The following is a 21,494-nucleotide window of genomic DNA, read 5'->3' on the forward strand; positions in this document are numbered from 1 at the left end:
GCGACGACGTGACCCGCGGGGACGGGTCAGAGGCGTCACCGGTCGCAGGGCGGCGCTGCGGCGTCCTCGAAGAACGGGGCACCCTTGGGCAGGAGATAGACGACGTCGAGCACCACCGGCTTGTCGGTGAGGTTCTGACCTCGGTGGGTGTTCGCCTTGCCCTCGGGCTCGATGATCAACTGCCCCGCCCGGTAGGTGACGGGCTTGCAGTCGGCACCGGGGTGGGTGAGGGTTCCCGACTCGACGATCCCGACGATCCGCCCGTCGTGGAAGTGCCAGCCCGTGGTGCCGCCCGGCGCGATGGTGATGCGGCGCGCCGTCGCGGTGCCCGGACCCGAGATGAACGGCAGGAGCCCCGCCGGGATGTCGGCGGCGGCGAGCGTCTGGGCGGTGATGCCGGCACTCGGCGTGGCGGACGCCGCAGGCAGCGTCGTCGAGGCGATGCCCGCACCACATGCCGCGACGAGCAGGACGCGTGATGCGAGGACGCGGATTCGAGCTGCACTGGTCTGCATCGGCGCAGAGTAGCGCCGCACCGGGTCCCCGCGACGGTGAACGGGCGGAGCGGACATCACGATTCGCTACGGTGGCGACCATGGCTGTCCCCTCGATGCGTCTCCCCGTCCTGTCCCTCGCCGCCGTCGCCGCCGGCCTGCTGCTCGCGGGGTGCGGTTCGGACTCCGGTGAGGTCGCGGGCACGGTGTCGTCGACATCGTCGGCGGCCACCGCGTCATCCCCGGCATCCGCCGAATCGACCGCGATCGAGGCCCCCACCAGCACCGATCCGAGTGCTCAGGCAGTCCCGGGACCGCGACTGCCGGCCGCGACGTCGATCCCCGCCTCCAAGGAGGAGCCGACCGTCGACGGCACCCGCTGCGACACCGCCAACGGTCCCGAGGGTGCGCTGCGCGTGGTGATCCTGAGCGGTGCCACCGACTGCGGGACCGTCATGCCGGTCGCCCGCCGTTTCGGCCCGCTGATCTCCACCGGACGCAACCAGGACGTCGGCGGCTGGAGCTGCGGGCCGTCGCAGACCACCGGTGTGCTCGCGAAGTGCACCCGGGGTGACGCCGCCTTCGGCTTCCTGCCGCAGTAGCCCGACCGACGGGGGACGACGACCCCGGAGACGACGAATCCCCGCCCCGGGATCCGGGACGGGGAGACATCTGGCGGTGGCGGGGGGATTTGAACCCCCGGTACGGGGTTACCGCACACAGCATTTCGAGTGCTGCACCTTCGGCCGCTCGGACACGCCACCGTCGGTGACTGTACCTCAGGCGGCCGGTCGCCTCTGAATCGGCTGCTCAGCGAGCGGCCGAACCGGTCAGTGGCCGGTCAGCTTGTCCTTGACGTCGTCGATCTTGCCCTTGACCGCGTCGGCGGCGTCGGTGGCCTTCTGCTTGATGTCGGCGCTGGCCTGGTCGCCCTTGCCCTCCGACTTCAGCTGATCGTCACCCGTGACGCTGCCGGCGGCTTCCTTGCCGCGACCCTTCAGATCCTCGGCCTTGTTCTTGGCGTCATCTGCGAGACCCATGGGTGCACTCCCCTTCGATCGATGTGTGTGCAGACGTCGTCGACGTCCCGGACCCACACTGTCACCCGCCAACGGTCCCGCCCACCCGTTGCGCTCATCTCAATCCGATCGTTGTCCGACGAAGAATTGGGTAACGAGCCGGACACAGTCGGCCTCACGGACCCCACCGACCACCTCCGGACGGTGGTTCACGCGGCGGTCACGCACCAGATCCCACTGCGATCCGACCGCACCCGTCTTGGGCTCCCATGCCCCGAACACCACCCGACCCACACGGGCGGCGACGATCGCGCCGGCACACATGACGCACGGCTCCAGGGTCACGACGATGGTGCAGCCCTCGAGACGCCAGCCGTCACCGTGAGCGGCGGCAGCGGCCCGCAGGGCGAGGATCTCGGCATGTGCGGTCGGGTCACCGGCGAGCTCGCGGGCGTTCCCGCTCCGCGACAGCTCGTCCCCGTCGGGCCCGAAGACCACCGCGCCGACCGGGACATCCTGCGGCCCCGACGTTCTCGCCGCCGCCAGCGCCTCGCCCATCGCCGCCGCCAACCCGGCCGGGCCGCGGTCCAGGGTCACGGCGATGGGTCAGTGCCCGAGGCGGTCGAGCACGGCCGAGAGCTCGTCGGCGAACCCGAGGCGCGCGGCGATCATGCCGATCTGCTCGTCGGCGTACAGATCGGTGTCGCCGACGATCACGCTCATCACCGAGTCGGGGAGGCCGAGATCCGCGAGGACCCCGAGGTCGCCTTCCTCCCACGGGTCGACGTCGTCGAGGTCGTCGGAGTCGAAATCGGGGACGTCGACGTTGAGGGCGTCCAGGACGTCGGCGGCGATGTCGTAGTCGATGGCGGCGGTGGCGTCGGAGACCAGCAACCGCGATCGCGACGGCCCCGGACGGATGACGACGAAGAACTCGTCGTCGACATCGAGGAGGCCGAAAACAGCGCCCGCGCTGCGCATGTCACGCAGACTCTTCTCGGCGTCCTTCAGGCCGGTCAACGCGTCGGGTTCCATCGCGGTCACCGACCACTTGCCCTCCTCGCGCACCACCGCGACGGCGAAGCCGTCGAGGTCGTCGTCGTCCGCTCCAGCCATGTGCGACACCGTAGTCCTGTCCCCGGTTCTACCCAACTCACCACGGACACAGTCGCCGCAGCGTATGGAACGCTGGCCCCATGACTGCACCACGGGAGCCGGCGTCGCCGCGCGACCCGCACGCCTCGATCCCGGTGTGCGTTCTGGGCCTCGGACTGATCGGCGGATCACTGCTGCGAGCGCTGGCCGACGCCGGCCGGCCGTGTTTCGGCTGGAACCGTTCCGCGGCGACCGTCGCTGCCGCGACCGCGGCAGGGTATGAGGCCGACGCTGACCTCGCCGCCGTGCTCGCCCGCGCGTCCGAGGCGGACGCGCTGATAGTCCTCGCCACCCCGACCACCGTCGTCGACGACATCCTCGACGCGGTCGCCCAGCACGCCCCCCGATGCGCCCTCACCGACGTCGTCAGCGTCAAGGACGCCGTCGCCGCCGCGGTCGACCGTCACGGGTTGTCCGCGCGGTACGTGGGTGGCCACCCGATGGCCGGCACCTCCGAGTCCGGGTGGGACGCGACCGATCCCGCGCTGTTCGTCGACGCCCCGTGGGTGGTCTGCTGCGACGACCACTCCGACCCGGCCACCTGGTCGGCCGTGGCAGATGTCGCGGTGACCGTCGGCGCCCGGGTGGTGCCCGTCGCGACCGCCGATCACGACCTGCTGGTGGCCGCGATCTCCCACGTCCCCCACCTGACCGCGGCGGTGACGGCGGCGATCGGCGCCGGGCCCGGCGACCTCGCGCTCCGACTGGCCGCGGGGAGCTTCCGTGACGGGACGCGCGTCGCCGGGACCGCGGTGGACCTGCAGCGCGCCATGATCGAGGCCAACCGACCCGCGGTCGTCACACTGCTGTCGGAGGCCATCGACAGGCTCGTCGCCGCCCGCGACGATCTCCGCGACTCCGGCAGTGTCGCCACAACCGTCGACGACGGACATCGGGCCCGTCGGCGCTGGGAGGACATGCGTGCGGCCGGCCCGCAACCGATCGTCGACGTCACCGTCGGTGCGCCCGGGTGGGCCGCCGAACTCCGCCGGCAGGCCCACCTCGGACGGGTCTGGACGGGCGCACCCGCCTAGACGCGCGTCGCGAGCCCGGGGTAGTCGACGACGAAACCGGCGCTGTCGGTGGTCAGGGTGACGTTCCCGACCGGCGACTGCACGGAGACACCCGAGTCGTCGGAGGAGTACCGCGTGACGACCGGCTCGACCGTGCCCTCGGGCAGGCGCAGATAGACCAGCGGGACGTCGACCGCGTCGCTCGCCGTGCGGTGCAGCTGGAGCCGACGGATCGGCATGGCGTTGAACAGGGGGCTGAGCACCAGGTCGACGTCCTGGGCCCCGCCGAAGTCACCGCGTTCGGTGCCCTGCGCGGTCTGGATCAGCCAGGTGCTCTCGCCGTCCCGGGTGATCGACACATGCGACTCGCCGGACTCGCGGATCAGGTGCACGGCAAGGCGTCGGGTGACACCGGCGTCGTCGGTGACGAAGTCGTAGTTGACGTTGAACGCGGGGTGCTCGCCCGCCGCCGAGACGATCTGGCCGTAAGCCTTCACTCGCGATCCGGACACCTGCACGCGGGCCTGCTCCAGCCTGGTCGAGCCGTCGGTACCGCTCCAGGTGAGAACGGTTTTCCGGTCGTCAGAGGCTGCTGGCTTCACCTGTGGGCTGTTCACCCGACCACGGTAAGCGAACCCCCGGGTCGGCGGGGAATCGATCGCGGGATCCGTCGTCGGTCACGGTGAAGTCCGACAGGACCCCGGAGTAGCTCTTGGGCAGCGGCCGGGCGAACTCGGCCAGTTTCCCGGTCGAGAGGCCCATCGTGACCAACGACTGCACCGTGAGCGTCGCGGCGCAGACCCCGTCGACGACGGGGACGCCGAGGTCGGCGGTGAGGTCGGCGCACATGGCCGCCATCCCCGCGCACCCGAGCACGATCGCGTCGGAGTCGTCCTGGGCGACCGCTATCCGGCAGGAGTCGGCGATCAGCTGGTACGCCGCAGGGTCGGTCTCGAGGTCCAACACCGGGATCTCGCAGGCGTGGATGCCGCGGCAGAACCGGTGCAGTCCGTAGTGCTCGGCGAGGTCGGCGGCGCGGCCGCTGGTCCGCCCGAGGGTCGTCACCACACTGAAGCCACGCCCGAGGTAGGCCGCGGTCCGCATGGCCGCCTCGGCGATCCCGACCACCGGTCCCGACGCCAGTTCCCGTGCGGCGTCGAGCCCGGGGTCACCGAAGCAGGACACGACGTACCCGTCGATCCCGGTGCGTTCGCCCTCGGCGATCGCCGCGAGCAGACCGGGGACGGCGAGGGCCTCGTCGTAGTGGCTCTCGATGGACGCCGGGCCCATCGTCGAGGTGACCCCGACGATCTCGGTCCCGGGCGCGGCCACCGACCGCGCGGCGGCCGCCGCGACCTCCGTCATCGCGACGGTGGTGTTCGGGTTGACGACGGCGATGCGCATGCTTCTCAGCGTGCCATCGCCGCGTACTGGCGACGACGTGTGGTCGAGAGGGCCAGATAGACGAGCAGACCCACGGCCACACCGATGAACCAGGAGTACTGGGCGGCGCCGGCCATGCCCCAGATGTGCATGCCGAACGGGTGTGCCTTGGTGATGACCGGGATGACGGCGACCACCGCACCGATGATGGTCGCGGCCACCGCCGCCGGGTTCACGCCCTTGGAGTACCAGTACGGCTTGTCCTCCTCCATGGAGAACAGGGCGTCGACGTCGACGACCTGCTTGCGGACGATGTAGTAGTCCGCGATGAGGACACCGAACAGCGGTCCGATGAAGGCGCCCAACGTCTCCAGCGTGTAGTGGATGACATCGGGGTTGTTGTAGAGGTTCCACGGGGTGATGAGGACCGACCCGACGGCGGCGATCATCCCGCCGGCACGCCAACTGATCTTCTGCGGGTTCACGTGGGAGAAGTCGAATGCGGGCGAGACGAAGTTCGCGACGATGTTGATGCCGATCGTGGCGACGATGAAGGTGAGCAGACCCAGGACGACCGCGACGACGCTGTCCATCTGGGCGACCGTCTCGACGGGATCGGTGATGAGCTTCCCGTAGACGGGCAGCGTCGCCGACGCGGTGATGACGGTGAGCAGCGAGAAGAACAGGAAGTTGATGGGCAGGCCGAGGAAGTTGCCCGTCCGCACCGCCGACATCGACTTGGCGTACCGCGAGAAGTCACCGAAGTTCAGCATCGGTCCCGAGAAGTACGAGACCACGAGGGCGATCGCGCCGAGCATGACCGGGACCGCGGACCACCCGGAGTACTCGACCGACCCGAGGTTCAGGCTGATGTTCGACCATCCGGCCTTGGTGACGAGGTAGACCGCGAGCACCAGCATGACGAGATACACGGCGGGACCGCAGAAGTCGATGAACTTGCGGATCGCCTCCATGCCGCGCCAGAACACCAGAGCCTGCAACACCCACATGATCGCGAAGGCACCCCAGCCGAGAGCCGACAGACCGAGGAGCCCGTGTTGGTCGACATCGGCCCACGGCGCGAGCGACGGCCACAGCTTGAGCCCGAGGACGACGAACGCGTTCGAGGCCAGGTAGGTCTGGATTCCGTACCAGGCCACCGCGATCAATCCGCGGATCACGGCGGGGAGGTTCGCGCCGAGCACCCCGAACGCGGCTCGACAGATCACCGGGTAGGGCACCCCGGCGACCTGCGACGGCCGGGCCACCAGGTTGGCGAAGACGTTGACGATGATGATGCCCACCACGAGGGCGACGAGCACCTGCCAACTGGTGAGGCCGAGCGCGAACAGGCTTCCGGCGGTGACGTACCCGCCGACGCTGTGCACGTCCGACATCCAGAAGGCGAAGATGTTGTAGCTCGACCACGTCTGTGGGACGAGCGGCTTGAGATCGTCGTTGGTGAGGCGGGCGTGATAGCCCAGCTCGGCCGTGCTGACCGCCGCGGCGGGGACGGGTGTCGTCGTCATGAGGGGAAAATATTCGCCTTCTGTTTCCGCCCCGTTGCTCGCAAGATATATCTTCACCGGCTCTCCGCGGGCCGCCGAGATGTGGAGGTGGGCGTCATGGCGTGTCGACTGAGCGAACTGGTCCTCGAGTGCCGGGATCCCGAGGTGCTCGCGACGTTCTGGTGCGCAGTCCTCGACCACGTCGTGCTCGACCGACCGGGCGACGGGTCCGTCGAGATCGGCCCTCGCGAGGGTTTCGGTGGGGTCGCACCCACCATCATCCTCAGCCCGCATCCGTCGCCGGAACCGGCGAAGCCACGGCTCCACATCGACGTGAGCCCGACGGACCGGGATCAGGACGCCGAACTGGAGCGCCTCCTCGGGCTCGGCGCACGTCGCGCCGACGTCGGACAGACCGGCGACGAGTCCTGGCATGTCCTGACAGACCCCGAGGGCAACGAGTTCTGCCTCCTGCGCGCCCGGATCCCGAAGACATGATGGAACTCCCCGTCACAATCGTCCGCTCTACGCGCGCAGAGGGAGCATTGCCCTCTGCTCACGTATGACGGACGTTTCTGACCGATTTCAGTCCGGAACGCGCGCTGACAGCAGCCGCCGTGGACACAATGACCACGACATGACCTCAGGACGCGGTTTTCGACAGCGAACCCGGTGAGCTGTCAGGCGGGTCCCTGGGAGGTCGCGATGGCGGCGCGGAGGCGGTCGTTGTGTTCGGTGGTCGCCGCTGCCAGGGCGTCGGCGTCTCGGGCGAGGAAGGCCGACAGCATGTCGGCGTGACCGAGGTGCAATGCGACGCGCTCGGTGACCGGTAGCTGCCACATCGGCCGGCCCGGCTCGGTGATGTTCCACGTGGACTCGAGGACGTGCAGCAGTCGCTGCATCCGACAGGGACGTACCAGCGCGAGGTGGAATGCGCGGCTCTCCTGGTGGTAGCCGGTGACGTCGTCGGCGAGCACCGCGCGATCGAGTGCGATGTACGCCGACTGCGCCTGCGCATCGTCGTCGGCGCAGGCGGCCGGCAGCGCGATGCCGTGCGCCGCCGTCTCCAGCGCACCGCGGACGAGATAGAGCTCGGCGAGCTCGGCGGCGGTCAGTCGGGCGATCGAGTAGCCACCGTTCGCGCGGTGGTCGACGATCCCCTCCCCCACGAGCGTCTTCAGCGCCTCGCGGACGGGTATGCGACTGACCCCGAAGTGCGCGGCGACCGTGTCGACGGGGATGGGTGTGCCGGGCGGCGCGACGCCGTCGAGGATGACGGTGCGCACCGCGTCCAGAATCGCGGCCTGCGACACCCCGCCGTCGGCGCGGGGCAGCGCTGCGATCAGACGTTCCTGCGGTGGACCCAGCATCCGGCCATCATCCCGCCGTGGCGGACTGTCCGCTCGACGTCGGCGGATGTGTCGCGCGCCAGTGTCGCGCGATGTCGACCCTGCGGGTCACCCACACCCGGTCATGCGCAGCGACGTGGTCGCAGAACCGTTCCAGCGCCGCGGTTCTCGCAGGTCGACCGGCGATGCGGCAGTGCAGACCCACCGACAACATCTTCGGCGCACCCCGCTCACCCTCTGCGTACAACACGTCGAAGGCGTCTCGCAGATGGGCGAAGAACTGTTCGCCGGTGGGGAACCCACCCGGCGACGCATAACGCATGTCGTTGGTGTCGAGCGTGTACGGCACGACGAGGTGATCATGGGCCCCGGAGGACGTCGTCACCGTCGTCCAGTACGGCAGATCGTCGGCGTAGGAGTCGGAGTCGTACTCGAACCCTCCGTGCTCGACGACGAGCCGGCGGGTGTTCGGGGAGTCACGGCCGGTGTACCAGCCGACCGGCGCCGACCCTGTCAGCTCCGTCAGCACCTCCACCGCTGCCTGCATGTCGGCGCGCTCGGTGACCTCGTCGACCTGCTGGTACGACTTCCACCACAGCCCGTGACTGGCGATCTCGTGGCCCAGTTCGGCGAACGCGGCCACCGCCTCGGGATTGCGCTGCATCGCCCGCGCGACCGCGAAGATCGTGATCGGCCATCCGCGGCGCTCGAACACCCGCAGGACCCGCCAGAGACCGGCGCGAGACCCGTACTCGTACAACGACTCCATGCTCATGTGCCGGTTCGGGAACGCCTGCGCTCCGATCATCTCCGACAGGAACGTCTCCGACGCGGGGTCCCCGTGCAGTGGGTTGTTCTCCGCGCCCTCCTCGTAGTTCAGGACGAACTGCACGGCGATCCGAGCACCGTCGGGCCACTGCGGATCCGGTGGGGTCCGTCCGTACCCCACCATGTCCCGCGGGTAGGCGTCGCGGCCGCTTGTCACGACGCGAGCTCCGCTCTGCCCGCCTCGGTGAGGCTGCCCCACAACCGGATCCGGGCCATCCCGCCGTCGGGATACGCGTCGACGCGCAGCTCGGTGATGGGCACCCCGTCCGTCACCACGAAACGATGCCGCGTGTCGGGATGCAGATCCGTCCGGGGCAGGAGCTCCACCCACTCCCCGTCCGCCGACCGGCCCTGCACGCGAGCCGCGCCGGGAGCGTTGCCGAGGAAGTAGGACGTGTCCAGCTCGATCAACGTCGGGACGCCCTCCGCGGCCAGGGCGATCTGCACCCAGTCGTTGCCGTCGTCACGACGACGCGCCGTCTCCCAGCCGTCACCCATGGAGCGCGCGACGCCGGGCAGGAGGAGGTTCTGCGGCGAGCTGTAGAACATGTTGGAGCAGTCGGTGACGCGCGCGCCGTTCTCGATCGCCGCGAGGTCGACGGGACCGGCGTCGAGATAGGTCACGTCGGGGCGCGCGATCCCGTGCACGCGGAGGCGGGCGACGCCACCGTCGGGGTGCATCGTCAGTTTCACGTGGGTCACACGGGGGCCGGGTTCGACGTCGAAGTCGTTCTTGGTGTCGCCCCGCACCCGGGACCGCGGGACCAGCGTCACCCACTCGGCCGCGCGGACCTCGTCGACACTCGGATGACCGTCGACGGATGCGCCCTCGACGGACACCTCGGGCGGATAGTTGCCCTTGAACCAGGCGGTGTCGACGACGACTCCGTGGACGATCCCCGGTGCACCGAGCCGGACGATGGCCTCGTCGACACCGGTGGACCGGCGACGGCGCGTCTCCCACCCGTCGTAGACCTGGCCCTTGTGGCCGAACGTCGCGGCGGAGTAGCCGGCCGGACCGGACTTGACGAGGTTCTCCCGCTCGGCGAAGAACTCGTCGTTCGCCCAGATCACCGCGCCGCCGAGGGAGCGCAGGGCGAGGTCGGGCAGGGTGCGGAACACGTGGTCGTCACTCATGATGCGCCCGAGTATCGCAGCAGTCCGCGCAGCGTCTCGACGGTGCAGCGCGGCGCGAGCGCGACGATCTCGGATTCGGCGACGGCGCCGCTGTCGACGCCCCGCAGGACCACCGCGGCGAGCGCCTCGGCTGTCGCGGGTTCGTCGACGACCGATCCGCCCAGCCGTGCCAGGTAGGACTCCAGGCGACGGGCGGCCGGGGGCAACGCCGAGCGGAAGAAGGCGGTGGTCGCCGCCCAGCGGGTCACCAGGTGGCCGGGGTGCATGTCCCATCCTTGGTAGATGCCCCGCTGCAGTGATCGCGTGACCAGGCGGAAGTGGCGGTTGAGTGCGGTCAGCACCACGTCGGTGTCACCCTCGGGGACCACCTGTGTCGACCCGTCGGACACCCACACACCGGTCTGCGCCGCCGCGGCGGTCATCACCGCTTTCGCGTGGTCGGCGACGGGGTGGTCCAGGGACTGGTGCCGGGCGGCGATGCCACACGCGGCGCTGTAATCGTAGGTGCCGTAGTGCAACCCGGTGCACCGACCCTCCGACGCCGCGATGGCCCGCGCCAGAGTCGCCGTGCCGTCGTGTCCGACGACCGCCTGCGGGCTCTCGATCTGCAGTTCGAAACGCAGGGAGTGGTCGCCGAGGCCGTGCGCCCGTTCGAGCTCCTCGCACAGGGCCACGACGCCGTCGACCTGCCGCACCGACCGCAGCTTGGGCACGGTGAACACGAAACCGTCGGGGACACCGCCCGCTGCGTCGAGGACGATCTCGAGAGTGCGGATGCCCCGACGCCGCTCGGCGGGACCCAGTCCCTTGGCGCGGACCCCGAGGGAGAACGGGCCCGACGGGTCGTCCGCCCACGCCCGCAGCGTGGCGCCGGCGCGGGCGGCGTCGGCGTCCTCGGCGTCGTCCCCGCGATCGCCGTAGCCGTCCTCGAAGTCGATGCGCAGATCCTGCACGGGGCGCTCATCGAGGATGGTGTCGATCAGCTCGACGTCGACAGCGGGGTCGAGCGATGCGACCGCGGAACGGTGTTCGGTGAGCAGCGCCCGCGCTCGCGTCCCCCAGGACCGCGGGGTCTGCGGGGACGCGAGATCGGCGGTCACGTAGACGGTGTGGACGGGCTGGCCGTCACGCCGGTCCCCCGGGTAGTGGCGGGCGAGTTCGGCATCCGCCTCGGCGAGCAGACGCTCCACGCGGGCGCGGCCCTCGTCGGGAATCGGTGTGTGCACCATGGGACGAGATCGTGTCAGACGCGCGCCGCGGCACCCGCGCTCGACGGCGTCGTGTCGAGCGATGGCACGCGGCGCAGCCGACCGGTGCCCGGAGCGGCCACCCACACCAGACCGGCCAGGATCGAGTCGAGGACGAGGGCCAGCAGCGTCACCAGGATGGATCCCGCGATCATCGGTGCGTAGTCGTAGGTCGCGAGCCCGTCGAAGATGGGGCGGCCCAGTCCGCCCAGTCCTGCGTACGCGGCGATGGCCGCGGTCGCGACCACCTGGAGGGTGGCGTTGCGCAGCCCGCCGAGGATGAGCGGCAACGCATTCGGCAGTTCCACCCGGAGCAGGATCTGCCACTCCCGCAGCCCCATCGCGCGGGAGGCGTCGACGACGACACGATCGACGTTGGCCACACCCGAGTAGGCGCCGGCCAACAACGGCGGGATGGCCAGCAGGATCAACGCGATGATCGTGGGCGTCAGCCCCAGTCCCATCCACAACACGAACAGCAACAGCAGTCCGAGCGTCGGCAGTGATCGCACCACGTTGACGAGCCCCACGATGACCACCTCGCCACGCCCGGTGTGTCCGACAATCAGTCCCAGCGGGACCGCGATCACCGCGGCGACGACGACCGCGATCACCGTGTACTGCAGGTGTTGTCCGATGAGCAGACCGAGCCCGTCGACGTCGGCGGTGCCCGTCCAGTTCGTACCGGTCGTGAGATACGACCATGTCTGCGAGGCGATCCCGCTCATGCGCCCGCCCCCTTCGCCACGACACGGGCCTGTCGACGACGGAAGCGGCTGGGCGTCGGCGTCGCACGGGTCCACGGGGTGGCGGCCCGGCCGAGCAGGACCAGGATCACGTCGATCACCAGCGCCAGCACGACGGTGGCGATGATGCCCGCGATGATCTCGTCGGTGTAGTTCCGGCTGTAGCCCTCGGTGAATAGCTTGCCCAGCCCACCGAAACCGATCACCGAACCGACCGACACCAGCGAGATGTTCGTGACCGACACGACGCGGATCGCGGCCACGAGGACCGGGATGGCCAGCGGAAACTGCACTCTCACGATCCGTTCCCACGGCTTGTACCCGACCGCCGTCGCGGCGTCGAGAGACGCGGCCGGAACCGCGTCGAGCGCCTCGGGCACCGACCGCACCAGCAGGGCGGTTGCGTAGAGCGCCAACGCCACGATGACGTTCAGGTCGGAGAGGATGCTCGTGCCGATCAGCGACGGCAGCACGATGAACAGCGCGATCGACGGGACGGTGAACAGGATGGACCCGACGACGACGGTGATCCGCCGCGCGAGTGCCGACCGGTGGACGGCCAGGCCGAGCGGGATGGCGATGACCAGTGCGACGACGATCGGGATGAGCGCCAGCTTGAGGTGTTCCCCCGTCAGCGCCCACACCTTGTCGAAGTGGTCGATCAGGTAGTTCACGACGAGGTCCGCTCGCGTTCGATCACCGACAGCACCCCGGCGGCGCGCAGCCCGCCGGTCACCACACCGGCGGCATCCACGACCACCCCGACGCCGGACGGGGACGACAGCGCGGCGTCGAGTGCCTGCCGCGCGGTGCCACCCTCGACGAAGAGCGATCCACCGGCCGAACAACTCTCGTAGAGGCCGGCACCGCCTCGGTGGACGGTCACCCCGGCCGCGTCGACCCAGCCGAACGGGCGTCGCTCGCCGTCGAGGACGAGGCGCCAGTCGTCCTCACCGAGACGGAGCTCGTCGATCTCCGACTCGGTGACGGGGACCAGCGGTTCCATCGGGATCTCCTGCCCGGAGGTGAACTGCAGCAACCGGTATCCCCGGTCGCGGCCGACGAAACCGGCGACGAAGTCGTCCGACGGTGCCGCGAGCAGGCGTTCGGGGGTGTCGTACTGGTGCAGCTTGCCGCCGGCACCGAAGATCGCGATGCGATCGGCGAGCTTGACCGCCTCGTCGATGTCGTGGGTGACGAAGACGATGGTCTTGCGCAGTTCGCCCTGCAGCCGCAGCATCTCGTTCTGCAGGTCCTCACGGACCACGGGATCGACGGCGCTGAAGGGTTCGTCCATCAGCAGGATCGCGGGGTCCGCGGCGAGCGCCCGGGCCACACCGACACGCTGCTGCTGACCACCCGAGAGCTGCGCCGGGTACCGGGTGGCGAGGTTCGCGTCGAGCCCGACGCGCTCCAGCAGCTCCATCGCCGCGGACCGCGCCTTCTTCCGTGAGACACCCTGCAGCACCGGCACGGTCGCGACGTTGTCGACGATGCGCTGGTGCGGCATGAGGCCGGCACTCTGGATGACGTAGCCGATCCCCCGCCGCAGCGTCACCGGGTCGACCCCGGAGATGTCGTCCCCGTCGACGCGGATCGTCCCGCTGGTCGGCGTGATCATCCGGTTGATCATCCGCATCGAGGTGGTCTTGCCACATCCCGACGGCCCGACGAACGCGGTGAACGATCCCTGTTCGATGGACAGGTCGAGGGTGTCGACGGCGGTGGTCCCGTCGGGGTAGGTCTTGGTCACCGACTCGAAGGTGATCATCGTGTTCCGATCTTCTCGTTCAGGTTCCACTTGTCGACCCATTCCGACGCCGCCTGTTCGACCTCGAGTTTGCGCGGCCCGGACACGGCGTAGTTCAGGTCCCGCAGCTCGGTGACCGTCAGTTTCGCGGAGACGGCGTCCAGCACTCCGAGCAGTCGCGGCGACGCCTTCTCCTTCGCGATCAGGGGCACCACGTTGTTGGCGGGGAAGTTGTTCTTCGGGTCCTCGAGCACCACGAGGTTCTCGGTCGTGATCGCCGGCGTCGTCGTGTAGATGTCGGCGGCGGTCACCCGGCCCGAGGTGAGCTCGTTGATGGTGGCCTGGCCACCCGAGTCGTTGTTGGGGCGGAACTCGACGCGCAGGCCGTAGTTCTTCTCGAGACCCGGCACGCCGACGGACCGCGTCGCGAACTCGCTGTTGGCCATGAACGTCACCGTCTGCCGCTGGGAGAGCGCGGCGAGGTCACCGATGGACTTCAGGCTGTACCGACGGGCGGTGTCGGCGGTGACCGTGACGCTGTCGGAGTCGGATCCCGGCGCCGGCGCACCGATCGCGAGATCCGGTCCGAGCGCCTCGGGCATCGCGGCCTCGATCTGCTGCAGTCCGGTGATGGCCGAGATCGTCTCGGCGCGCTCCGCGGACACCGCGGGGTTGTTCGCGGCGAGGTAGTAGAGCAGGTTGCCGATGAAGTCGGGCGTGAGGTCGATGTCGCCCGCCTTCAACGCGGGGACGTACCGCTCCCGGGTACCGGAGTTGAGCTGGTCGGTCACCTGGAACCCGTTGGCCTTCAGCGCATCGATGTAGATCTGACCGATGATCTGCGCTTCCAGGACGCCGCCGGATCCGACGACGATGTGGTTGGGGTCCGGGTCACGGTCGCCGGCCCGGTCGAGCGGGTCGAAGCAGCCGGCGAGGACCACGGCTGCGACCGTCAGGACGACGGCGAGGACGAGACGACCACGCCGTCGACGGCTCCGGGGCTCACGCACCCGATCCATACAACACCACCCACCGACACCGCGTGCGCCTTCGAATACGACGCAGGTCGCCGTGCCTACCGGACGGTGGCGGTGACGACGACGTAGGGCGAGTCGAACGCGACCGTCCCGTCGGAGTCGCTGTGGGTGGTCATGACCGCCTCGAATGCGGTGAGCAGACGGTCGCGTTGCACCTCGTCGACCCGAGCGAGCAGATCGACATGGACCGGCGACTCGCGCGAGATGAAGTGCAGCGCGGCGTCGACGGAGGCGAATCGCCACGTGTGCACGCGCGGATCCACCTCCACGGTGTGGAACCCGTCGGCCAGGCGCGCGTGGACGGTCTCGGCGTCACCCCATGCGTCCGGACCCGGCTGCCCCGCCGGTGCGTCACCGAGGACCTCGACCACCGGGTCGTGGAACGGGTTGTGCGCGGCGCGGGTCCACGCGGTGAACCCCAGCAGCCCACCGGACCGCAGCACGCGGGTGATCTCGGTGAGCACCGGGTCGGCCGCGGTGAAGATGATGCCCATGTTGGACAGCACGACGTCGGCGCTCTCGTCGGGCAGACCGGTGTCGGTCGCGTCGGCGACGAGCCAGCCGATCGCGTCGGGCGAGGAGTTCCGCGCGATCTCGATCAGTTCGGCGGTCAGGTCGACGCCGGTCACCCGGGCGCCTCGCCGCACCGCGGACCGCGCGACCGACCCTGTGCCACAGGCCAGGTCGACGACATCGAGCCCGGCCAGCGGCCGCAGGTCCTCGGCGCGGGCGACGAGCTCCTCGGCGGCGGGAGCGATCATCGTCGCCACCGATTCGTATCGTCCTCGCGCCCACGGCGTCGTCTGCGACATGGGGTCAGCCTAGTGGCGCCCTGCGCCGGGGCGGCCACTTCCGTCCGGGTCGGACCCGATCCTCAGCGGTGAGAACCCGCGCCCTGCGCATCGACCCGCGCCGAGCACGGCGCGGGTCGGCATGGATCACGCGGAGACGTCGGCCGTCGGGGTCTCGGCGGAGACCGCCGGCGACTCGAGGGGGATCCGGACCTCGAACACCGTGTCCCCCGGCTCCGACCGCACCGTGAGACTGCCGCGGTGCTTCTTGACCACGATGCGCCAGGAGATGTCGAGTCCCAGGCCGGTGCCCTGACCGACGGGCTTGGTGGTGAAGAACGGTTCGAAGATGCGGGTGCGCAGGTCCTCGGGGACGCCGGGTCCGGTGTCGCCGATCTCGACGACGGCGCTGTCACCGTCGCGGCGCGTCCGGACCGTCAGGGTGCCGACACCGTCCATCGCGGCGACGGCGTTGTCGATCAGGTTGGTCCACACCTGGTTCAGCTCCGCGGCATAGACCGGGATGTCCGGCAGCGTCTGGTCGTATTCGCGGACGACGGTGACACCGTCACCGAGCTTGCGGCCCAGCATGATCAGCGTGGAGTCGAGCAACTCCCGCACGTCGACCCGCTGGTGCGGGGCACGGTCCATCTGCGAGTACTGCCGCGCCGCATCGACGAGCGTGGACACCCGCGTGGTCGAGTCACCGATCTCGTTCATCAGCAGCTCGGTCTCGACGGTGTAGTCGAGCCAGCGGATCGCGCTCTCCAGCAACGACGGGTCGACCCGAGCCGACACCTTCTCGAGCCAGTCGACGTCGATGCCGGACGCGACGAACGGCGGCGCGAGTTCCCACCCCCGCGAGACGGAGTGGTCGTCGAGCCAGTCGGCGATCGCGTCCTCGCGATCGGAGGTCTCGAGCGGCGTGAGCGTCGGGGCCTTCGCGACGAGCTCGGCCGCCTCGTCTTGGAGTCGGATGAGGGTGGCGATCGCCTCGGCGTCGTAGGTGCCCGACGCGATCACCTGCAGCTTGCGGCGCATGTGGGCGACGCGGTCCCGCAGCGCGGAGGTCGCCCGGACCGCCGCGGCTGCAGGGTTGTTCAACTCGTGTGTCAGGCCGGCCGAGAGCGAGCCGAGCGCGAGCAGCCGCTCGCGCTGGTCGAGGACCTGCCGCGAGTTCTGGTTGCCCCAGAACAGGCCCTCCAGCAGGTGCACGGCCATCGGGAACCACTCGCGTACGACCCGACCGAACACGTCCGCGTCGAGGACGAAGAACCGCGACGGCACCACCACCCGCATCGATCCCGGATAGGTCTGGGCCGCACGCTCACCCAGATACGCCTGCCACGCACCCGCGTACACACCCTTCTGCGCGGTGCGGGAGATCTCGATGTCCTCGCCCGCCGACATCTTCGACAGCACCAGCTCACCGGAGATGAGGACGAAGAAACAGGTCGCCGGATCGCCTTCGGCGTAGACCGGCCCGGGTTCGACGGCCTCGACCCGTCCCAGCCGACACAGTTCGTCGAGTTGGTCGGCGGTGAGGTGCTCGAACAGGAACAGCTCGCGCAGTTCGTCCGGCGTGCAGGTGGTCTCGGTTGTCATGACTGCCCCAGATATCGGTGGACGAGCATCACGGCCATCGCCCCCTCGCCCACGGCGGAGGCGACGCGTTTGGCGGACTGCGACCGGACATCACCGGCCGCGAACACCCCCGGGACGTTGGTCTCGAGGTGGTGTGGCATGCGGCTCAGGGACCATCCGCCGCCGACGGCCCCGTCGCTGACGAGGTCGGGGCCGGACACGATGAACCCGTGGGCGTCGCGTTCGACCACGCCGTCGAGCCATTCGGTGCGCGGTGCGGCACCGATGAACAGGAAGAGGAAACCGCTCTCGACGGACTCCTCCGCCCCGGTGTCGCGGTCCCGCAGGGTGATCCGCTCGAGATGGCCATCGCCCTCGACGCCGACGACCTCGGTGCAGGTGCGCACCGTGACGTTCGGCGTCTTCTCGATCTGCGCGATCAGATAGTGCGACATCGACGCCTCCAGGGACTTCCCCCGGACGACGATGGTCACCGACCGCGCGCCGCGCGCGAGGTACAGGGCTGCCTGGCCCGCACTGTTCGCCCCGCCGACGATGTAGACGTCCTGGTCGCCACAGCGGGCGGCCTCGGTGACCGCCGAGCCGTAGAAGACGCCCCGCCCGGTGAGCTCGTCGAGTCCGGTCGCGTCGTGGCGTCGATAGGCGACTCCGGTCGCGAGGATCACCGCGTGCGCGTCGATGGTGCTGCCGTCGTCGAACCGGACCGTGCGCGCGGACCCGTTGCGCTCCAACGCCACCACGTCGCGTGTCGTGATCAGCTCCGCGCCGAAACGGATGGCCTGACGGCGGGCGCGATCGGCCAACTGTGCGCCGGAGACCCCGTCGGGGAAACCGAGATAGTTCTCGATGCGCGAGCTCTGTCCGGCCTGACCGCCTGTCGCCGTACGTTCCACCAACACCGTGCGCAGACCCTCGCTGGCGCCGTACAACGCCGAGCCCAGACCGGCCGGACCGCCGCCGACCACGACGAGGTCGTAGAACTCGCCGGCCGGATTGGTCTGCAGGCCCAGGCGGTCGGCGAGCTCGGTGTCGGTGGGCTGCTGCAGCACCGTCCCGTCCGCGCACACCACCACGGGCAGTTGCGGGTCGTCGCCGAGACCGGCCGCAGCGAGCAGCCGCGCCCCCTCCGGCTCGTCGGACATGAACCACCGGTACGAGAGCTGGTTGCGTGCGAGGAACTCGCGCACCTCGGAACTGCGCGGATCCCACCGATGGCCGACGACGCGGGTGTCCTCGGCCGGACTGCGGTCCGACGCCGACCACGCCTCCAGCAGCGTGTCGACGACGGGGTAGAGCTTCTCCTCCGGCGGGTCCCACGGCTTGAGGAGGTAGTGGTCGAGGTCGACGACGTTGATCGCGTCGATGGCCGCGCCGGTGTCGGCGTAGGCGGTGAGCAGGACACGACGGGCGGACGGGACAAGATCCATCGCCTGCTCGAGGAACTCGATGCCCGTCATCCCGGGCATGCGGTAGTCGGCGAGGATCACCGCGACGTCGTCGCCGCGCAGGGTCAGCTCGCGCAGGGTGTCGAGCGCCGACTCGGGGGACTCGGCGCGGACGATGCGGTGGTTCTCGCCGTAGCGGCGGCGTAGATCGCGGGCGACAGCGCGCGAGACAGAGGGGTCGTCGTCGACGGTGAGGATGGCGGGTTTGGCACCGTTGGGCACGAGGGTCAATGCTGCCCGTGTCGCACGCCACGTGCCAGTGCAGCTGGCCTGAGAGATACTGGACGACATGTCCACGACCACCGGACCGCCGCTCATCGCGCCGAAGCTGCCGCGCCCCATGATCCTCGATCAGCGCTGGGAGAACCTGACTTTCGTCCACTGGCCCGTGGAGCCGGCGTCGGTCGCGCACCTGTTCCCGCGCGGGACGCGGCCGGACGTGTTCGCGGACGGCTTAACCTACGTCGCCCTCGTCCCGTTCGAGATGCACGACATCTCGCTCGGCCGCACCCCGTCGGTGCCGTATCTGGGGTCGTTCGCCGAGACGAACATCCGCCTCTACTCCGTCGACGACGCCGGCCGGCACGGCGTGGTGTTCCGCTCGCTGGAGACCACCCGGCTCGCCGTGGTGCCGATCACCCGCATCGTGTTCGGCATGCCCTACACCTGGGCGGGGATGTCGGTGCTGCGGCAGGGCACGCGCGTCCGGTACCAGAGCCGTCGGCGGTGGCCGGATCGCGGCCTGAGGAGCCGTCTGGAGGTCGAGATCGGCGAGCCCGTCGAGCCGACGGAGCTCGAACAGTGGCTGACCGCGCGCTGGGGTGCCCACACCCGTATCGCCGGGCAGACGTGGTGGGTCCCCAACGAGCACACCTCGTGGCCTCTGCACCGCGCCGAGATCCTGCACCTCGACGACGACCTGCTCGACGCGAGCGGTGTCACGGCCGCGGGCCCGCCTCTGCGGGCCCTGTGGTCGCCCGGTGTGCGCACACAGTTCGGACGGCCCTCGCTCGTCCGCTGACGCACGCCTCTTGCAGACGACGGATCTGTGATCAGATATCGCACACATGACCCGACTCGCTGCCAGGAGCACTGTCGATGACGTCCCGCACACCCGCCGGCCTCAGCGCGCTCCGTTGGGCCGTCCTGGGTGCTGCGGTCGCGGTGATAGCGCCGACGCTCGCGGCGTGCGGCGACGATGCGTCGACGAACCCGGCCACGCTGTTCGCCGGGACCTACTCGGTCACCCGGACCACCACCACGGTCGACGGGGCGCCGGCCACCGGCACGGATGCGACACCGGCGACGTCGACCTGGGTGGTGCAGACGTCGTGTGCCGGTCCCGGCGACGGTTGCGTCGCGGTGGCGTCGTCGACGAGTCCTGATCCCGGCCTGACCTACGACCAGGACCGCATGGAGTTCGTGTTCGAGAACGGGACCTGGGACCGGGTCGTGGTGCCCCCGACGCGTCCGTGTGTGCCCGACGGGGAGTCGGCGCCGGTCGACGAACCGTGGGTGGCGCTCGACAGCGCGACGATGCGCATCAACGAGTCGGCCAGCCGCGTCATCGGCACGCTGCGGTCGGTGCAGGGCGGCTCGTGCTCCTCCTCGTCGGAGGGCACCATCACCCTGTCCCGCACCGGAGGACTGCCGTCGGCGACACCACGAATCGGTGAGGTCCGCGTGCCGCCGAAGGTCGAATCCCCCGCCGCGGGCTTCCGCGGCTCCTACGAGCAGAAGACGACGATCGTCGCCTGGAACCCGCCGTCGTTGATCCGCACCCCGACCACCGAGACCAGTCGGTTCACCGCGACGCCCACGTGCACCCGCGACGGCGTGACCTGCGCCGTCGTGATGTACGACGCCGGTACCCCGGGGCAGTCGCCGACGGTCGCGGGATACACCGGCGGACCGACCCGAACACTGTCGCAGGTGGAGACCGTCGGCCCGCGGCGATGCGCCGACGGCCGTCAGTACCGTCCGGTGCTCACCTCGACCACGACGCTCCCCACCGACGCGGGGTCACCGGTGCAGTCGGTGACCAGTACGTCCACGCTGTCGTGGACGGAGGCCTGCCCCGGCCGGGTGACCTTCGAGAACGACGTCCGGCGGGTCGGCGACTGATCCTGGTCCCGCCATCCTGCGGTCACTGCCCGTAGGAGTACCGGAGCCCCGCGTTGATCAGCTCGCCGATGCGCTGACACATGTGCCGGAACGACCGATCGTCGGGCGCAGGTCGCTCCACCAGCAGAGTCCACCGCAGGTCGGTCCCTCCGTCGCCGGGTTCGAGGTCGAAGCGGACCTCGGCATCGGGTCGCTTCACCCAGATCGACGACCACACGACGAGGCTCGGCCGCTCCGCGAGCCGGACCTGCGGACGCACCTCGTCGTCGAGGAGGTGCAGCCAGGGACGGCCGGCGTCTCGCTCGGGCTCGACGAGATCGTCGAAGACGACGTGCGGAGGGGCCGGCTGGTTCCGTTTCCGGGTTGCGATCGCGTCCACACCGCGCACGGTACGAGCCCGGCCGGGAGGCGGACCCTGCCTGCGAGGCTGCCGATCAACGGACTGCAATCGACCGTTACCGGATCGCAACCGGCGACACGGTTGGTGGGTCGATTGCCCTCGGACCCTTTCGGGCACGCCTGCGTCGCTTTAGCGTCGGAGAGGTGACGAACCACAAGGCAATCGCAGACCACATCGCACTCGGATCGTCGCCGGCGCAGACGGCCACGCTCCTGGGCGTCTCCCCCGCCGACGTCGACGAGTGCCTCAGCGCGCTCGCGACGATTCTGCGGACGCAATCACTCGAGGCCATTCGCGGCCGGCTCGTGCAGATGGGATACGGCCGAGAGACCGTCGCGCCGTGGACAGCGCCGGCGTTCCGCGGAACGCCGGCGGCACCGCACGTCGCGCCTGCTGCCTGAGAAAGTTTGGGTGACGGGGCCGGCGATGCGCCTCTCGGCAAGTGGCCGCTCTCGGCGGCTGT

Annotated in this window: 25 protein-coding genes and 1 tRNA gene; 6 read left to right on the forward strand and 20 right to left on the reverse strand. The window is 69.9% G+C overall.

All coding sequences use genetic code 11. From position 1 onward, the window contains the following. Window positions 1–35: 35 nt before the first annotated feature. Window positions 36–515: a cupin domain-containing protein gene (locus tag LX14_RS05955; RefSeq protein WP_253646330.1), complete on the reverse strand. Its 480-nt coding sequence runs from the start codon at window positions 513–515 to the stop codon at window positions 36–38. An 80-nt stretch (window positions 516–595) separates the two neighbouring features. Here LX14_RS05955 and LX14_RS05960 point away from each other — a divergent pair, with 80 nt between their 5' ends. Next, a complete protein-coding gene (locus tag LX14_RS05960) occupies window positions 596–1,096 on the forward strand; it encodes a hypothetical protein (RefSeq protein WP_253646331.1) in 501 nt (166 codons plus the stop codon). A gap of 71 nt (window positions 1,097–1,167) precedes the next feature. On the opposite strand, the gene LX14_RS05965 is transcribed toward LX14_RS05960, so the two are convergent. The 4 genes from LX14_RS05965 to LX14_RS05980 form a co-directional block, all read right to left on the reverse strand. Beyond that, window positions 1,168–1,258, reverse strand: a tRNA-Ser gene (locus tag LX14_RS05965). A 66-nt stretch (window positions 1,259–1,324) separates the two neighbouring features. After that, complete coding sequence (locus LX14_RS05970; RefSeq protein WP_253646332.1) at window positions 1,325–1,534, reverse strand: CsbD family protein; 210 nt, start codon at window positions 1,532–1,534, stop codon at window positions 1,325–1,327. A gap of 99 nt (window positions 1,535–1,633) precedes the next feature. After that, entirely contained in the window at window positions 1,634–2,071 is a 438-nt protein-coding gene (locus LX14_RS05975) for a nucleoside deaminase (RefSeq protein WP_253647905.1), read from the reverse strand. Window positions 2,072–2,119: 48 nt separating this feature from the next. Beyond that, window positions 2,120–2,629: a tRNA adenosine deaminase-associated protein gene (locus LX14_RS05980; protein WP_253646333.1), complete on the reverse strand. Its 510-nt coding sequence runs from the start codon at window positions 2,627–2,629 to the stop codon at window positions 2,120–2,122. A gap of 80 nt (window positions 2,630–2,709) precedes the next feature. Between LX14_RS05980 and LX14_RS05985 the strand changes: the two genes are divergently transcribed. Next, on the forward strand, window positions 2,710–3,702 hold the full coding sequence (locus LX14_RS05985) for a prephenate dehydrogenase (RefSeq protein ID WP_253646334.1): 993 nt from the start codon (window positions 2,710–2,712) through the stop codon (window positions 3,700–3,702). Here the strand turns inward: LX14_RS05985 and LX14_RS05990 are convergent. From LX14_RS05990 to LX14_RS06000, 3 genes are read right to left on the reverse strand one after another with little or no spacing between them, the layout of a single operon-like run. Beyond that, window positions 3,699–4,298, reverse strand: a complete 600-nt coding sequence (locus LX14_RS05990) for a putative glycolipid-binding domain-containing protein (RefSeq protein WP_253646335.1) — start codon at window positions 4,296–4,298, stop codon at window positions 3,699–3,701. The two genes, LX14_RS05985 and LX14_RS05990, sit on opposite strands and share 4 nt — an antisense overlap. After that, on the reverse strand, window positions 4,264–5,085 hold the full coding sequence (locus LX14_RS05995) for an aspartate/glutamate racemase family protein (protein ID WP_301283167.1): 822 nt from the start codon (window positions 5,083–5,085) through the stop codon (window positions 4,264–4,266). Before LX14_RS05995 ends, LX14_RS05990 begins: the two co-directional genes overlap by 35 nt. 5 nt (window positions 5,086–5,090) lie before the next feature. Further along, a complete protein-coding gene (locus LX14_RS06000) occupies window positions 5,091–6,593 on the reverse strand; it encodes an NCS1 family nucleobase:cation symporter-1 (protein ID WP_253646336.1) in 1,503 nt (500 codons plus the stop codon). 96 nt (window positions 6,594–6,689) lie between these two features. Here LX14_RS06000 and LX14_RS06005 point away from each other — a divergent pair, with 96 nt between their 5' ends. Continuing rightward, window positions 6,690–7,070: a VOC family protein gene (locus LX14_RS06005; protein ID WP_253646337.1), complete on the forward strand. Its 381-nt coding sequence runs from the start codon at window positions 6,690–6,692 to the stop codon at window positions 7,068–7,070. Window positions 7,071–7,252: 182 nt separating this feature from the next. Here LX14_RS06005 and LX14_RS06010 read toward each other — a convergent pair whose 3' ends face one another. The 11 genes from LX14_RS06010 to LX14_RS06060 all read right to left on the reverse strand — a co-directional run bounded on the left by LX14_RS06010 (window position 7,253) and on the right by LX14_RS06060 (window position 18,798). Further along, window positions 7,253–7,942 carry a GntR family transcriptional regulator gene (locus LX14_RS06010; RefSeq protein ID WP_253646338.1) on the reverse strand — a complete coding sequence of 230 codons (690 nt, stop codon included), beginning with the start codon at window positions 7,940–7,942 and terminating at the stop codon, window positions 7,253–7,255. Window positions 7,943–7,949: 7 nt separating this feature from the next. After that, a complete protein-coding gene (gene puuE / locus LX14_RS06015; RefSeq protein WP_253647906.1) occupies window positions 7,950–8,873 on the reverse strand; it encodes an allantoinase PuuE in 924 nt (307 codons plus the stop codon). A gap of 29 nt (window positions 8,874–8,902) precedes the next feature. Further along, a complete protein-coding gene (alc, locus tag LX14_RS06020) occupies window positions 8,903–9,886 on the reverse strand; it encodes an allantoicase (protein ID WP_253646339.1) in 984 nt (327 codons plus the stop codon). Next, window positions 9,883–11,115, reverse strand: coding sequence for a DUF6986 family protein (locus LX14_RS06025; protein ID WP_253646340.1), 1,233 nt, complete (start codon window positions 11,113–11,115; stop codon window positions 9,883–9,885). The genes alc and LX14_RS06025 overlap by 4 nt, the downstream gene beginning before the upstream one ends. 14 nt (window positions 11,116–11,129) lie before the next feature. Continuing rightward, a complete protein-coding gene (locus LX14_RS06030; protein WP_253646341.1) occupies window positions 11,130–11,861 on the reverse strand; it encodes an ABC transporter permease in 732 nt (243 codons plus the stop codon). Next, the gene (locus tag LX14_RS06035; RefSeq protein WP_253646342.1) at window positions 11,858–12,553 is read right to left on the reverse strand and encodes an ABC transporter permease; all 696 of its coding nucleotides are present in this window, start codon (window positions 12,551–12,553) and stop codon (window positions 11,858–11,860) included. The genes LX14_RS06030 and LX14_RS06035 overlap by 4 nt, the downstream gene beginning before the upstream one ends. Next, window positions 12,550–13,650: an ABC transporter ATP-binding protein gene (locus tag LX14_RS06040; RefSeq protein ID WP_253646343.1), complete on the reverse strand. Its 1,101-nt coding sequence runs from the start codon at window positions 13,648–13,650 to the stop codon at window positions 12,550–12,552. The genes LX14_RS06035 and LX14_RS06040 overlap by 4 nt, the downstream gene beginning before the upstream one ends. Next, on the reverse strand, window positions 13,647–14,648 hold the full coding sequence (locus tag LX14_RS06045) for an ABC transporter substrate-binding protein (RefSeq protein WP_372505256.1): 1,002 nt from the start codon (window positions 14,646–14,648) through the stop codon (window positions 13,647–13,649). Before LX14_RS06045 ends, LX14_RS06040 begins: the two co-directional genes overlap by 4 nt. Before the next feature lie 56 nt (window positions 14,649–14,704). Then, entirely contained in the window at window positions 14,705–15,478 is a 774-nt protein-coding gene (locus tag LX14_RS06050) for a class I SAM-dependent methyltransferase (protein ID WP_253646345.1), read from the reverse strand. Between the two features lie 126 nt (window positions 15,479–15,604). Next, the gene (locus tag LX14_RS06055; RefSeq protein WP_253646346.1) at window positions 15,605–17,062 is read right to left on the reverse strand and encodes an ATP-binding protein; all 1,458 of its coding nucleotides are present in this window, start codon (window positions 17,060–17,062) and stop codon (window positions 15,605–15,607) included. Beyond that, window positions 17,059–18,798, reverse strand: coding sequence for an NAD(P)/FAD-dependent oxidoreductase (locus tag LX14_RS06060; RefSeq protein ID WP_253646347.1), 1,740 nt, complete (start codon window positions 18,796–18,798; stop codon window positions 17,059–17,061). The genes LX14_RS06055 and LX14_RS06060 overlap by 4 nt, the downstream gene beginning before the upstream one ends. Between LX14_RS06060 and LX14_RS06065 the strand changes: the two genes are divergently transcribed. Both LX14_RS06065 and LX14_RS06070 read left to right on the forward strand, forming a co-directional pair. Then, a complete protein-coding gene (locus LX14_RS06065) occupies window positions 18,797–19,528 on the forward strand; it encodes a YqjF family protein (RefSeq protein WP_253646348.1) in 732 nt (243 codons plus the stop codon). The genes LX14_RS06060 and LX14_RS06065 overlap by 2 nt on opposite strands. Before the next feature lie 77 nt (window positions 19,529–19,605). Beyond that, a complete protein-coding gene (locus LX14_RS06070; RefSeq protein WP_253646349.1) occupies window positions 19,606–20,631 on the forward strand; it encodes a hypothetical protein in 1,026 nt (341 codons plus the stop codon). Window positions 20,632–20,653: 22 nt separating this feature from the next. Here LX14_RS06070 and LX14_RS06075 read toward each other — a convergent pair whose 3' ends face one another. Next, window positions 20,654–21,010 carry an SRPBCC family protein gene (locus tag LX14_RS06075; protein ID WP_253646350.1) on the reverse strand — a complete coding sequence of 119 codons (357 nt, stop codon included), beginning with the start codon at window positions 21,008–21,010 and terminating at the stop codon, window positions 20,654–20,656. Window positions 21,011–21,174: 164 nt separating this feature from the next. Here LX14_RS06075 and LX14_RS06080 point away from each other — a divergent pair, with 164 nt between their 5' ends. After that, window positions 21,175–21,432 (forward strand): hypothetical protein, encoded by a 258-nt coding sequence (locus LX14_RS06080; protein ID WP_253646351.1) that lies wholly within the window; start codon window positions 21,175–21,177, stop codon window positions 21,430–21,432. Window positions 21,433–21,494: the final 62 nt, after the last annotated feature.

The organism is Williamsia deligens, assembly GCF_024171765.1.
GTDB classification, from domain to species: domain Bacteria; phylum Actinomycetota; class Actinomycetes; order Mycobacteriales; family Mycobacteriaceae; genus Williamsia_A; species Williamsia_A deligens.